The following is a 13,357-nucleotide window of genomic DNA, read 5'->3' as shown; positions in this document are numbered from 1 at the left end:
GCGGGGGTAATAATTTTGAGATCTCGGTGAGGCGGTGGTCACCGAGATCGGCAGGAGGGCGTGTCGTGTTGGAGAGTGTGTTCGGGTTACACCCGACACTCCTGCTTGAAATTCTGACCATTCCTCTTTTCACAGGAATTATCGGATACATAACCAACTGGTCCGGCATTCTCATGCTGTTCCAGCCGATCAAATTCCACGGTTTCCGACTGCCCGGTCTGCGGGCGGTCTTCCCTTACCTACCCAAGCGGATTCAGGTATTGCCGCTGCTCAGCTATGACGGCCGGATCGGCTGGCAGGGGATCGTGCCCTCGCGCGCCGACAAGATGGCCAGCATCGCGGTCGACAAGGGACTGTCCAAGCTGGGCAGTGTCGCCGACTTCTATCGCGAGCTCGATCCGGAGAAGCTGGCCGAACATCTGGCCGAGGTGGCCGACGCGCAGATCCGCGACATCGTCGAGGTGATCCTGCGTCGCGAACACCCACAGCTCTGGTACAACCTGCCCGTTCAGGTCAGGGAGATGATCCATCAGCGGGTGCGCTCGCAACTGCCCGAGATCCTGCGCGATCTCACCATGGAGCTCGGCGCCAATATCGACCAGCTGCTCGATGTGAAGCAGATGGTGATCCGCTACTTCCAGGCCCGGCCGCAATTGCTCAACCAGCTGTTCCAGGTGCTCGGCGCCAAGGAACTGCGGTTCATGCAGAACTTCGGCTTCTACTTCGGCGCGCCGAGCGGTCTGCTGCTGGTCCTGGCGCTGCACACCACCGGGCTCTCCCCACTGATCGTGCTGCCCGTCGGCGGGATCGTCATCGGCTGGGTGGTGAACTGGGTCGGCATCAATATGATCTTCGCGCCCGCCATGCCGAAGTGGTGGTGCCCGTGGCGGCAGGGGCTGCTGATCAAGCGACAGCCCGAAATCACCGCGGGTTACGCGGCATTGGTGTCCACCGAGGTCGTCACGGTGGCCAATATCGGCGACGAGCTGCTCAACGGCCCGCGCTCGGACCGCACCCTGCAGATGCTCGAGGACACCCTGCGCCCGGCCGCCGACCGGGCGCTCGGGCCCGCGCGTCCGGCGGTGAAATTCATGCTCGGCAGCCGCGAATACGACACGCTGCAAACCACTCTCACCGCGCAGGCCATGACGATCGCGCCGATGGCGTTCGCCGATCCCGCGTTCAACGTCCAGCAGGGCAGGCAGGTCAACGAGTACATCGCCCGGCAAATGTCCGCACTTTCCCCCCATGACTTCGTGGACATGCTGCGCTCGGCGATCAAACAAGACGAATGGTTGCTTTTTGTCCATGGCGGCGCGCTGGGACTGCTCGCCGGATACGCTCACATCCTGGTCTTCGGAACAGGAGTAGCAACGACATGGATGTAGCCGACGGGACCCCGTCCACCGCGCTGGTGCGACGATCGGTACCGCCGCTCGAGGTCTCCGCCGACAAGCGTGGGCTGCTGCCCGTCTCACCGGTACGCACGGTTCGTGCGGCCACCGGTGTGGCACGGGTAGCGCTGAACGCCGCCTCGGGGATGACGCTGTGGACGCTCGACACCGCGCTCGGCGTGACCGTCACGGTGTTGCGCGGCAGCATGGCAGGCACTCCGCCCAGCGAGGTGCTGGCGGAAGCGGAAACCGAAGTGCGCGACCGGCTTCGGCACGCGCTCGGCCTGCCGGCGGGCGCCGAACACCGCGGCGACGACGGCACCCCGACTCTGCGCGAGCAGGGCGCCGAACTGCTGCGCCTGTCCGCCAGCACGAACGCCGCGCAGCCCGACACCCATCCGGCCTATCCCGGCATCCTCGCCGAGATCACGCCCGACGAGGCACGGATCCTGCGATTCCTGCACGTCGACGGGCCGCAGCCGGCCATCGATGTGCGCAGCGGGCGCCAGCGAGCGTTCGGCGGCGAGCGGTTGATCAGCGGACTCACCATGCTGGGTGACCACGCCGGCCTGCGGTTTCCGAACCGGGTGCCGCAATACCTGCCCAACCTGCGCAGGCTCGGGCTCATCGAGCCCACCCGCGACCCTGTCGGCAACCCACACCGCTACCAGATCATCGAGGCCCAGGAGCAGGTGCGGGAAGCGTTGAAGCGCCCCGGTTTCGGCACGAAGGTGACCTACCACAGCATCCTGCTCACCGAGTTCGGCGCCGACTTCGTCCAGACTTGCCTGCTGGCCCGCCTCCCCGGGTATTCAAGCCAGACCGAGGTGGCTGGTCACGGTACGTCGGCGGCCGACGGATAACTCTTCGGTAGGGTCAGCCCGTACCCGGCGAGTTACCCATGTCCGTGCGAAATCAGTTGCCGGCTTGCTCTGCCAGTTCCATCCAGCGCTCTTCGGCGGCTCCCTTTTCCGCGACAACGGCTTTCAGCTCTGCTCCCAGCTTGACCAGCTTGTCCGGGTCCGTTGCGGCGTCGGCCAGCGCCTTGTGCAGTTTCTGTTCGCGCTCGTCGAGTTTGGCGATGCTGCGTTCGACCTTCGACAGTTCCTTGCGGGCCGCGCGGCGGTCGGACGAATCCGTCGAGGCGCCACCGGTCTTCGCGGTGAGCGGCTTGGTGTTGCCCGCCATGGTGGCCCGCTTGGCCAGGTAGGAGTCGATGCCGCCGGGCAGGTTGGTGAGTTTGCCGTCGCCGAACAGGGCCCAGGTGGAGTCGCAGATGCGCTCTACCAGGTAGCGGTCGTGGCTGATGACCACGAGCGTGCCCGCCCAGTTGTCGAGCAGGTCTTCGAGCTGCTGCAAGGTGTCGATGTCGAGGTCGTTGGTCGGCTCGTCGAGCAGCAGGACGTTCGGTTCGGCCATCAGGATGCGGGTGAGTTGCAGGCGACGGCGTTCACCACCGGAGAGGTCGCCGACCGGGGTGCGCTGGCGGGCCGGGGTGAAACCGAGCCGTTCGGCGAGCTGGCCCGCCGAGATCTCCTTGTCGCCGAGCATGATTCGCTGCGCGACCTGCTGGACGGCCTCGAGCACCCGCATATCGGTCGGCAGGTCGTCGAGTTCCTGACGCAGCCAGCCGATCTGCACGGTCTGGCCCTGGATCCGCTTGCCCTTGGCGGGTTCGGTCTCCCCGGCCAGCGCGCGCAACAGGGTGGTCTTGCCCGAACCGTTGACGCCGACCAGGCCGACCCGCTCGCCCGGCGCGAGCCGCCAGGTGAGGTCACCGACCAGTTCACGGCCATCCGGGGTGGTGAGGGAGGCGTCCTCGAGTTCGATCACCACGCGGCCGAGGCGCTTGCGCGCGAACGCGGCCAGCGAGACCGAGTCGCGCGGCGCGGGCACATCGGCGATCAGGGCCTCGGCGGCCTCGACGCGGTAGCGCGGCTTGGAGGTGCGGGCCTTGGCACCGCGGCGCAGCCAGGCCAGTTCCTTGCGGGCCAGGTTCTGGCGGCGCGACTCCGAGGCGTCGGCCTGACGTGAGCGTTCGGCGCGGGCGAAGATCCAGTCGCCGTAGCCGCCCTCGTAGACCTCCACCTTGCCGCCGACGACCTCCCAGGTGCGGTTGGCGACGGTGTCGAGGAACCAGCGATCGTGGGTGACGACGACGAGCGCGGTACGCCGCGCGACCAGGTGCTCGGCCAGCCACTGGACACCCTCGATGTCGAGGTGGTTGGTCGGCTCGTCCAGGACCAGCAGGTCCAGGTCGCGCACCAGGGCGGCCGCCAGGGCGACGCGGCGGCGTTCGCCACCGGAGAGGTTCGTGACAAGGGTGTCGAGGCCGAGATCGGCGATGCCGATGCCTTCGAGGATCGAGCGCACGCGCGAGTCGGCGGCCCATTGATGGTCGGCGATGTCGACAGTCGACAGGTCGTCGGACAGCCCGGCGAACACGATCGAACCGATGCTCGCGCCCTCGGGCAGCACGCCGCGCTGGGTGACCACGGCCATCCGCAGCCCACCTACTCGGCTGACCCGGCCCTTGTCGGGCGGCTCCAGTCCGGTCAGGACCTCGAGCAGCGTGGTCTTACCGCCACCGTTGAGGCCGACCACCCCGATCCGTTCCCCCGCGTGAATTCCGAGGGAGACGTCATCCAGCAGCGGCTTGACGCCGAAGCTCTTGGAGACCTGTTCCAGATTGATCAGGTTGGACATAGGTGTAGCTCGCCTGTTCCGCCTCCCCGCGACTTTGGGCCAGACTCGAGCGCGGGGAGGAGGCGCGTCGGCGGCTTATCGTTGGACTGCTGGACCTGTTAGCCGGTCCCCGGCGAGTTACCCATGTCCATGCGAGATCTATTGATCGTAGAGGACCGGCCGCCGAGCTTTCCGCTCACCATAACTTCGCGACAGTGACAGGTGATGGCGGTCACCGTTTGGCCTGCGCCTCGGGGTCGAGCACGCGTGCCCCCTGGACCGGTCCGCTCGCCGTGCGCACACTGCGGCACACACCGGCACCGGCCAGTTCCGCCGCGACCGCGACCGCCGCGACCTCGGTCTCGCACAGGAAGGCGCAGGTGGGGCCGGAACCCGAGACCAGCCCGGCCAGCGCGCCCGCGCCGACCCCCGCGCGCAGCGTGCGGCGCAGTTCCGGTTTCAGCGAGAGGGCCGCGGCCTGCAGGTCGTTGCCGAGCAGCGGCGCGAGGGTGTGCGGGTCGCCCGCGGCCAGGGCCTGCATGAGTTTTTGAGGGTCGCCGAGGCGGGGCGGCTCACCTTCGGCGCGGAGCCGGTCGAGTTCGCGGAAGACCGACGGCGTGGACAGACCGTCCTTGGCCAGCGCAAGGACCCAGTGAAAGGTGTTGCGCGACAGCACCGGAAGCAGGCGCTCGCCGCGTCCGGTGCCCAGCGCGGTGCCGCCGTGCAGGGAGAACGGGACGTCGCTGCCGAGTTCGGCGGCGATCGTGGACAGTTCTTCGCGGGTCAGGCCCAGGTCCCACAGCTCGTTCAGGCCCACCAGGGTCGCGGCCGCGTCGGCGCTGCCGCCCGCCATGCCGCCGGCCACCGGGATGCCCTTGGTGATGGCGATCTCGACCAGCGGGGCACGGCCTGCCAGATGCGCCAGGCGGACCGCGGCCTTCCAGACCAGGTTGGTGCGGTCGGTGGGCACCTCGGCGGCGCCTTCGCCGCTGACCCGCACCGACAGCGAGGCCGATGGTGCCAATCGGAGGTCGTCGGCGAGGGACAATGCCTGGAAGACGGTGGTGAGGTCGTGGTAACCGTCCGGGCGCAGATCAGCGACTCCGAGATGCAGGTTCACCTTCGACGGAGCTCGCACGACGACCGGGCTGGGCACAACTGACAGCACGATTACCCAGCGTAATAGGTTCCACCGACTAGTACGCACGCCGAATGCCCACCGCTCGAACACAGAGTTGCGTCAGGTACCCATGGGGGGTATGTTCATTCGGGTCGGGGACATACCCCTTGACCGTATGTTCGAAGAGCGAAGGAGTCGGCCATGGCCACCACCACCTACACCGTCACGGGGATGACCTGCGGACACTGCGTGAGCTCGGTCAAGCAGGAAATCGGCAAGATCGACGGCGTCACCAGTGTGGATGTCGACCTCGCCAGCGGTCTCGTCCGGGTCGACAGCGAGGGCGACCTGGCCGATGCCGAGGTGGCCGCCGCGGTCGACGAAGCGGGCTACGCGCTGAGCGCCTGACTCCACTCCGGCTGGGCGAGCCGACGCCTCACGCGTTGCGCTCGCCCAGTAGCGACCGCGGGCCCGAACTGTGGGCACGGCCTCCACGACCCGCACCGACGAGTCGCGGTGGCGGGCCCGCGTTCACCGGCGGTTCACCCACGTCGCGCCACCCGGCAAATCATCCACAATGTCATCCACAGCCACCCTCATGGCTGGTGAGACGCGGATATCCGGGTTCGACCGGGAGCGCTACCCGCGGATCATGATCAAGTACGAACAGCGCGAAAACCAGTTGTCCACAATTGTTTTCACAGTGGCCGACAACCCGCGCCGATGAACGGCCGGTGTACTGCGGGTTCCCTTGCGGGAGCCCAGGATTCATCGAGCCAGACGTAGCTCCGCCTTCGCTCCGCCGTGCGCGGCCGCGGAAACGCTGCGCACCTCGCCAATCAGGTGGTCGCCGCCAACCGGACGAACGCCGCGGTTTCCAGGGTCTCGCCCCGTGCCGTTGGATCGATCCCCGCGGCGATCAGCCGACGCTCGGCCTCGACGGGCGATCCCGCCCACCCGGACAGCGCTGCCCGCAACGTCTTTCGCCGCTGCGCGAACGCCGCGTCGATCACCTCGAACACCCGCCGGCGATGCGCCTCGTCCATCGGCCACGGCGGTTCGACGTAGCGGTCGATCCGCACCAGACCCGATTCGACGCGCGGCACCGGCCAGAAGACCTGTGTCCCCACATGACCGGCACGGCGAACCTTGCCGAAGAAACCCGCCTTGACACTCGGCACCCCGTACACCCGATTGCCCGGCTCGGCGGCGAGCCGGTCGGCCACCTCGGCCTGGACCATCACCAGCGACACCATGATGCTCGGCAACGTCGCGAGCAGGTGCAACAGCACCGGCACAGCCACGTTGTAAGGCAGGTTCGCCACCAGCGCGGTCGGCACGGCGGGCAACTGCTCCGGGCGCACCCGCAGCGCGTCGGCCTCGACCACGCGCAGACGCTCGACCAGGCCAGGCGCGCGATCGGCGACGGTTTCGGGCAGATAGCTGGCGAGCACGGGGTCGATTTCGACGGCGACCACCTGGTCGACCACGTCGAGCAGCGCCAGTGTCAGCGAGCCGAGACCAGGACCGACCTCGAGCACGGTGTCACCCGCACCGACGCCTGCCGCGGACACGATGCGACGGACGGTATTGCCGTCGTGCACGAAGTTCTGCCCGAGCTGCTTGGTCGGTCGGACGCCGAAACGTTCGGCCAGGGTCCGCACCTCGGCGGGACCGAGCAATGCGGCACGGTTACCTCGAGCGGAATTCTCTGGTTCGGACACTGCTAGAACCTACCAACCTCGCCGATGGAGAAGCTGAGCGCTGGGTCGTGGCGGCAGCTCAGCGCTGTGTCGGGGCGGCGTTGACGCGCGCGAGGAAGCCGTCGATGGCGGCGAGCTGCTCGGGCGAGACCGAGCCGTGCTGACCGTTGCCGAGCACCACCTGCTGATCGACACCGTTGGCCGCGAGCTGGGCGACCAACGCCGCGTGCAGCGGCGACGGCACGACCATGTCGGCGACGTTCATCGACAGCAGGATCGGGGCGTCGTAACCGCTGGTCGGCAGCATCATGTAGGCCGCGAGCGGATCACGCAGCGGGGCGAGCGGGCGCGCGAGCAGGTCGGCGGAGGTGACGCCCTCGGTCGACACGAAGATCTCGTCGAGGCACTGGCTGCCCGCGGCGTCGACGATCTCCTTGCCGCGCGGCGTCAGGTAGGAGTCGATGTCGAGCTCGGGGCCGGTGGCGCGCAGCCCGGCCAGGATGCTGACGATGAACGAGGTGGTGGCGCTGGACAGCCCCGGCACCATCGGCGTCGCCGGGCTGACGAACGGCAGGATCTTCTCCACGTCCGAGGCCGGATCGATCGCCGCGACACCACGGAAGTCCAGCTCAGGGGCGTACTCAGCCTGCACGTGCGCCGCGCTCAGCGCCGCGTGACCACCCTGTGAAACGCCGATCACGCTCCAGGTGCGCGAGAGGTCGGGGTTGGCGGCGCGGGCAGCACGGACCAGATCGATCGTCGCGGTCGCCTCGCTGCGCACCTCGAGGTACGGGTGCGGGCCGGTGCCGAAACGGCCGAGGCCGAGGTAATCGGGCGCGACGACGGCGAAGCCCTGGTCGACGAACCGCTGCAGCAGCCGGTCCTCGGCCCCGCGATGCTGCTGGAAAGGCGCGTTTTCCGGATCGGCCTGACCGCCGCAACCCGGGCCGGAGCCCGCGGTGCCGTGGTCGTAGGCCAGGATCGGCCAGCCGCCAGCCGGTGCGTCACCTTCGGGGATGAACATCGCGCCGCTGGCCGGGCGCTGGTTGCCCGCCGAGTCGGTCATCCAGTACTCGACCGACGCGCCTCTGCTGAGGCCGTGCCAGCCCTCGGGTTCGGCCTGCACCGAGATGAGCGAACCGGGGGGCGCTGCCATCGCCGGGGTGTACGCGGCGGCGATGGCAGCGCTCGCGACCAGCGCGGCGACAACAGTCACCCGGATCGGGTTCTTCAGCACGGATCAGCCTCTCTACCAGCGATCAAGATCCTGGACGAGTGTACAGATCCGTCGCCGCCGCGGGGCCAACACGCACAGCCTCAGCGCTGTGGCGGTGCGGCGTTGACGCGGGCGAGGAAACCTTCGATGGCGGCGAGCTGCTCGGGCGAGACCGTGCCGTGGTAACCGGTGCCGGTGACCACCTGCTGGTCGACTCCGTTGGCGGCGAGCTGTGCGACCAGCGCCGCGTGCAGCGGCGACGGCACGGTCGTGTCGGTGACGTTCATCGCCAAGAGGATCGGGGCGTCGTAGCCACTGGTCGGCAGCATCATGTAGCTCGCGAGCGGCTCCCGCAGCGGGGCCAGCGAACGCGACAGCAGATCGGCCAGAGTGAGGTCCTTGATCGAGGCATCGATCGCGTCGATGCACTGGGTGCCTACGGCATCGATGAACGACTTGCCACGCTCGGTCAGGTAGGAGTCCACGTCGAGCTCCGGGTGGGTGGCGCGCAGGCCGGCCAGGATGCTGACGATGAACGACATGGTGCCCGAGATACCAGGCACCGACGAGAATTCCGGTCCGAGGAACGGCAGGAACTTCTCCACATCGGAGGCAGGGTCGATGGCAGCGACACCGCGGAAGTCGAGCTCGGGGGCGTACTCGGCCTGGACGTACGCGGCACTCAGGGCCGCGTGGCCACCCTGAGAGGTACCCAGCGCACTCCACGTCCGCGATAGTTCGGGGCTGGCGGCACGGGCGGCGCGAACCAGATCGATCGTCGCGGTCGCCTCGCTGCGTACCTCGAGGTACGGGTGTGGGCCGGTGCCGAAGCGGCCGAGGCCGAGGTAATCGGGCGTCACCACCGCGAAGCCCTGGTCGACGAACCGCTTGATCAGCCGGTCCTCGGACGCACGTTCCAGCTGTTGCGGCGCTAGTTCCGGGTCGGCCTGACCACCACAACCGGGACCGGAACCCGTGGTTCCGTGGTCGTAGGCCACGATCGGCCAGCCGCCGACCGGCGCGTCACCCTGGGGAAGGAACATCGCACCGCTGGCCGGGCGCTGGACGCCTGCCGAGTCGCTCATCCAATACTCGACCGACGAGCCGTTGACCAGCCCGTGCCAGCCAGCGGGTTCGGCCTGCACCGAGATGAGCGCACCAGGGGTTTGCGCCGTCGCCGGGGTGACGCCGACGGCCGTGACAACGCTCGCGGCCAGCACCGTGACAACAGCCGCCCGGATCGGGTTCTTCAGCATGTTCCGGTCTCCCTACCGGGCGATCGAGAGCCTGGATGCGTGTTCGGCTCAGGAACGTCCCGGGCCCGAATGACGAGCGAATCCTCAGACGCTCGACATCCTCCCACACCCCGACACCAGCTCCGGAGCCCAGCGACCCCCACGCCCAGCTCGGCCACCTGCCGCTTCTCCCCGCGAGTAGGAACAGCGCACGGCCGACAGCAGCGCGATAGCCGTCCCGAGCCGGGGCCCGCGGTCAGCTCAGGCCGAGGCGCCCCGTGCACGCGGGCCAAGCGCCCCAACCCTGACGCGCACGGGTGACTTCGGCGATCGCGATCTGCTCCTCACGGCTGGCGAGATCGGCCCGCGGCGCGTACTTCAACCCGCCTTGACGCTCCCACGTGCTCTGGTCGAACTGAATCCCGCCGTAGTAGCCGTTGCCGGTGTTGATGGCCCAGTTCCCCGTCGACTCGCATTTGGCCAGCGCGTCCCACACGGCACCGTCACGCACCGGCGGCACCTCGGTCCCCGGCTTGGCACCCTTGCGAATCGTCTTGGGCTGGGCGGGGGTGATCACATTCGAATTCACCTGCACGCGTGAGGCTTCGGCCCCGTTCACCATCTTCACCGCGAACGTCGCCTCGTGCAGACCGGGCATGCCCGGGTTCTCGACCACGGTGCGGCTCATGTTCATGGTCACGTCCTCGATCACCGTTTCGGTGGGATCGAGCGGCAGGGTTTCGGTGCGCTGTTCGGTGCGCTGGCGCGTGACGACAACCTGCATGCCCTCGGCGAGCGGCGTCGTGGCGGCGGGCACCGTGAAGTCCTCGTTCTTCAGCGGAACGCCCGAGGCAGTGAGGAATTCACCGATGGTCGCGGCGGCGAGGCGCATATCGACCGGGTCGGCGCCGCCGTCGACCAGCGAGATATTGCGCGGGGTGTACACGCTCAGCGCCGCACCGGACAGCGGCAGCTTCTCGGTGCGCGACGGCAGGACGTGGGTGTCGGACGGCATCTGCATCGACGCGAGCGCGTCGCCCGCGGTGGTGCCGGTGGTCCACACCTTGCGCTCGACACCGTCGACGGTGACCGTGATCTCGCGGCCGCGGTTGAAGGTGATGGTGGCACCGTCGCCGACTTTGGCGCTCGCGGCGGGGATCACCTCGTCGTGTTCGGCGATCTCGTAGCCCGCGTCGGCCAGAATGGCGCGCACATCGCGCGCCATCGTCGAGAGCTCGGTCCGCTCGCCATCGATGACCAGTGCGACCGTCTTATGGTTCACGATGGCCAGCGAGGCGCCGACGAGCAAAATCAGCAGCATGGCCGCCACCGCTACGAACAGCAGCGGTGAACGTGACGAGTTGATCCGCGCAAAAGCCGACATGATTACAGGACGATAACGACGAGGTGCGCGGTAGACAACACCAGGCGGTCCGATCAGCGGGATCGTAGATCACGATTCGGTATAGACAGCGCTGGTAGATAACGATGTGAGCAGGGGAATGTGAGCCGACTCACGATTAGTGTCCAGCCCCCTGCCGATCAGACGAAACGGACTACCGAATCCGATACAGCCTGCGCGCGTTGGCGGTAGTGATCTCGGCCAGCGCCTGCGGGTCCTGTTCGCGCACTTGCGCCAGCGCGCGCACCGTGTACGGCAGGCAGTACGGCTCGTTCGGCGCACCACGATATGGATGCGGCGTCAGATACGGCGCGTCGGTTTCCACCAGGATCTGGTCGTCGGGCACCAGTTTGGCGGCCTCGCGCAGTTCGTGCGCGTTCTTGAAACTCACGGTGCCGGAGAAACTCAGCACGTACCCCTCCGCCACGCAGGCCTGCGCCATCGTCGCGTCGGAGGAGAAGCAGTGGAAGATCACCGTGTCCGGCGCTCCCTCGTCGAGTAGCACCGTGAGCAGGTCGTGGTCGGCTTCGCGGTTGTGGATCATCAGCGGTTTGCGCACGCGTTTGGCCAGGTCGATGTGCCAGCGGAAACCCTCGACCTGGGTTTCGATGTCGGCGCAGCCGTCGAGCTTGCCCGGCCAGTAGTAGTCGAGACCGGTCTCACCGATCGCGACCACACGGGGGTCGGTGGCGAGGTACTCGAGCTCGGCCTTCGCCTTGTCGTCGAGGGCGTTGGCACGGGTGGGATGCAGCGCGACCGCGGCGTACACCCGCGGATCCCACTGCGCCGCCTGCACGGCCCACTGCGCGGCAGCGAGATCGTCGGCGATGGTCACCACATGCCCGACACCGGCCGAGGCGGCGCGATCCACGATGGCCGTGGTCGACGCGGCATCGGTTGCGCCACAGGCATCGAGGTGCGTATGCGCATCGATCAGCGGCGCGAGCGGCGCGGGAACAGGCGGAGCCGGACGATTCGTGTTTGGCACCCGGATTAGAGTAGTGCCCATCATGAGTGCAGCCGAAGGCGCCGAGGCGCCCGCCTTCTACGTCACGACGGCCATCGCGTACCCGAACGGTGCGCCGCATATGGGCCACGCGTACGAGTACATCTCCACCGACGCGATCGCCCGTTTCAAGCGACTCGACGGGTACGACGTGTTCTTCATGACCGGCACCGACGAGCACGGTCAGAAGATGCAGCAGACCGCCGCCACTGAAGGCATCCCGGTGCAGGAGCTCGCGGCACGCAATTCCGACGTCTTCGAGGCGATGGACAAAGCGCTCGACATCTCGTTCGACCGCTTCATCCGCACCACCGATGACGACCACATGGCCGCGAGCGTCGCCATCTGGGAACGGATGCTCGCCAATGGCGACATCTACCTGGACAACTACTCGGGTTGGTACTCGGTGCGCGACGAGGCCTTCTACAACGAGGACGAGACCACCCTCCTCGCCGACGGCACCCGCGAGTCCACCGAGACCAAGACCCCGGTCACCTGGTCCGAGGAGTCGAACTACTTCTTCAAGCTCTCGGAGTATCAGGACAAGCTTCTCGCCCTCTACGAGGAGCGGCCCGAATTCATCGCACCCTCGACGCGGCGCAACGAGATCGTCAGCTACGTCAAATCCGGGCTGAAGGACCTGTCGATCTCCCGCACCACCTTCGACTGGGGTGTTCCGGTCCCCGGCGCGCCCGACCACGTGATGTACGTGTGGGTCGACGCGCTCACCAATTACCTGACCGGCGTGGGCTTTCCGAACACCGACTCCGCCGCGTTCCAGAAGTTCTGGCCTGCCAACCTGCACATCATCGGCAAGGACATCACCAAGTTCCACACGGTGTACTGGCCCGCGTTCCTGATGTCGGCCGGGGTCGAACTGCCGGACCGGGTGTTCGTGCACGGGTTCCTGTACAACAAGGGCGAGAAGATGTCGAAGTCGACGGGCAATGTCGTCGACCCGCTCTCGCTGGTAGCCACCTACGGCCTCGACCAGGTGCGTTTCTTCCTGCTGCGCGAGATCTCCTACGGCCAGGACGGCAGCTACAGCAACGACGCCATCGTCGGCCGCATCAACAGCGACCTGGCCAACGAGTTCGGCAATCTGGTCCAGCGCAGCCTGACCATGGTCAACAAGAACTGCGACGCCAAGTCCCCCACGCCCGGCGAATTCACCGACGGAGACCGCGCGCTGCTCGACCGCGCCAACGGCCTACTGGCCAAGTGCCGCACCGAGTTCGACGTCCAGCAGATGCACCTGGCCCTGGAAGCCCTCTGGCTCACCCTCGGCGAAACCAACCGCTACTTCTCCGCCAACGCGCCATGGGCGCTGCGCAAGTCGGGCACCGACGAAGACCTGGCCCGCATGGCGACGGTCCTCTACGTCACCCTCGAGGTAGTCCGCATCGTGGCCATCCTGGTCCAACCGGTGATGCCCGGCTCCGCGGCCAAGATCCTGGACCTGCTCGCCCAGGAAGGCCGCACCTTCGCCGACATCGCCACTCCCCTGGCTCCCGGCCTCGATCTGCCCGCGCCGGAACCGATCTTCCCGCGCTATATCGAGCCCAAGGAATAGCCGAAGCCGCTGTGGCGCACGGT

General features: G+C 67.6%; 11 protein-coding genes. 4 read left to right on the top strand and 7 right to left on the bottom strand.

The features are described 5' to 3' along the window. Positions 1–173: 173 nt before the first annotated feature. Positions 174–1,388 carry a hypothetical protein gene (locus ACTWPB_RS11720; protein ID WP_446225674.1) on the top strand — a complete coding sequence of 405 codons (1,215 nt, stop codon included), beginning with the start codon at positions 174–176 and terminating at the stop codon, positions 1,386–1,388. Beyond that, positions 1,379–2,257, top strand: a complete 879-nt coding sequence (locus tag ACTWPB_RS11715; protein ID WP_446225673.1) for an Abi-alpha family protein — start codon at positions 1,379–1,381, stop codon at positions 2,255–2,257. The genes ACTWPB_RS11720 and ACTWPB_RS11715 overlap by 10 nt, the downstream gene beginning before the upstream one ends. Before the next feature lie 52 nt (positions 2,258–2,309). Here ACTWPB_RS11715 and ACTWPB_RS11710 read toward each other — a convergent pair whose 3' ends face one another. Together ACTWPB_RS11710 and ACTWPB_RS11705 are read right to left on the bottom strand one after the other, a co-directional pair. Continuing rightward, on the bottom strand, positions 2,310–4,100 hold the full coding sequence (locus ACTWPB_RS11710) for an ABC-F family ATP-binding cassette domain-containing protein (protein WP_446225672.1): 1,791 nt from the start codon (positions 4,098–4,100) through the stop codon (positions 2,310–2,312). A gap of 211 nt (positions 4,101–4,311) precedes the next feature. Then, on the bottom strand, positions 4,312–5,247 hold the full coding sequence (locus tag ACTWPB_RS11705; RefSeq protein WP_446225671.1) for a 4-(cytidine 5'-diphospho)-2-C-methyl-D-erythritol kinase: 936 nt from the start codon (positions 5,245–5,247) through the stop codon (positions 4,312–4,314). A 153-nt stretch (positions 5,248–5,400) separates the two neighbouring features. On the opposite strand from ACTWPB_RS11705, the gene ACTWPB_RS11700 reads away from it, so the two are divergent. Continuing rightward, positions 5,401–5,607, top strand: a complete 207-nt coding sequence (locus ACTWPB_RS11700) for a heavy-metal-associated domain-containing protein (RefSeq protein ID WP_446225670.1) — start codon at positions 5,401–5,403, stop codon at positions 5,605–5,607. 431 nt (positions 5,608–6,038) lie between these two features. On the opposite strand, the gene rsmA is transcribed toward ACTWPB_RS11700, so the two are convergent. The 5 genes from rsmA to ACTWPB_RS11675 form a co-directional block, all read right to left on the bottom strand. Further along, positions 6,039–6,923, bottom strand: coding sequence for a 16S rRNA (adenine(1518)-N(6)/adenine(1519)-N(6))-dimethyltransferase RsmA (gene rsmA / locus ACTWPB_RS11695; RefSeq protein ID WP_446225669.1), 885 nt, complete (start codon positions 6,921–6,923; stop codon positions 6,039–6,041). A 58-nt stretch (positions 6,924–6,981) separates the two neighbouring features. Continuing rightward, positions 6,982–8,139: a lipase family protein gene (locus ACTWPB_RS11690; protein WP_446225668.1), complete on the bottom strand. Its 1,158-nt coding sequence runs from the start codon at positions 8,137–8,139 to the stop codon at positions 6,982–6,984. Between the two features lie 80 nt (positions 8,140–8,219). Then, complete coding sequence (locus ACTWPB_RS11685; RefSeq protein WP_446225667.1) at positions 8,220–9,374, bottom strand: lipase family protein; 1,155 nt, start codon at positions 9,372–9,374, stop codon at positions 8,220–8,222. Between the two features lie 235 nt (positions 9,375–9,609). After that, positions 9,610–10,737, bottom strand: a complete 1,128-nt coding sequence (locus ACTWPB_RS11680) for a transglycosylase family protein (RefSeq protein ID WP_446225666.1) — start codon at positions 10,735–10,737, stop codon at positions 9,610–9,612. Positions 10,738–10,909: 172 nt separating this feature from the next. Then, positions 10,910–11,764, bottom strand: a complete 855-nt coding sequence (locus ACTWPB_RS11675) for a TatD family hydrolase (protein ID WP_446226311.1) — start codon at positions 11,762–11,764, stop codon at positions 10,910–10,912. 1 nt (position 11,765) lies between these two features. Here ACTWPB_RS11675 and metG point away from each other — a divergent pair, with 1 nt between their 5' ends. Continuing rightward, positions 11,766–13,334 carry a methionine--tRNA ligase gene (metG, locus tag ACTWPB_RS11670; RefSeq protein WP_446225665.1) on the top strand — a complete coding sequence of 523 codons (1,569 nt, stop codon included), beginning with the start codon at positions 11,766–11,768 and terminating at the stop codon, positions 13,332–13,334. Positions 13,335–13,357 lie beyond the last annotated feature (23 nt).

This window comes from Nocardia sp. IBHARD005 (assembly GCF_052814245.1).
The sequence above is the reverse complement of the archived record's forward strand: the minus strand, read 5'-3'. Positions and strand labels throughout refer to the sequence as shown.

Bases quoted from the DNA above. Each gene is read 5' to 3' on its own strand.
- ACTWPB_RS11720 (WP_446225674.1), top strand. From the start codon at position 174: ATGCTGTTCCAGCCGATCAAATTCCACGGTTTCCGACTGCCCGGTCTG.
- ACTWPB_RS11715 (WP_446225673.1), top strand. From the start codon at position 1,379: ATGGATGTAGCCGACGGGACCCCGTCCACCGCGCTGGTGCGACGATCG.
- ACTWPB_RS11710 (WP_446225672.1), bottom strand. From the start codon at position 4,100: ATGTCCAACCTGATCAATCTGGAACAGGTCTCCAAGAGCTTCGGCGTC.
- ACTWPB_RS11700 (WP_446225670.1), top strand. From the start codon at position 5,401: ATGGCCACCACCACCTACACCGTCACGGGGATGACCTGCGGACACTGC.
- ACTWPB_RS11685 (WP_446225667.1), bottom strand. From the start codon at position 9,374: ATGCTGAAGAACCCGATCCGGGCGGCTGTTGTCACGGTGCTGGCCGCG.
- ACTWPB_RS11680 (WP_446225666.1), bottom strand. From the start codon at position 10,737: ATGTCGGCTTTTGCGCGGATCAACTCGTCACGTTCACCGCTGCTGTTC.
- ACTWPB_RS11675 (WP_446226311.1), bottom strand. From the start codon at position 11,764: ATGGGCACTACTCTAATCCGGGTGCCAAACACGAATCGTCCGGCTCCG.
- metG (WP_446225665.1), top strand. From the start codon at position 11,766: ATGAGTGCAGCCGAAGGCGCCGAGGCGCCCGCCTTCTACGTCACGACG.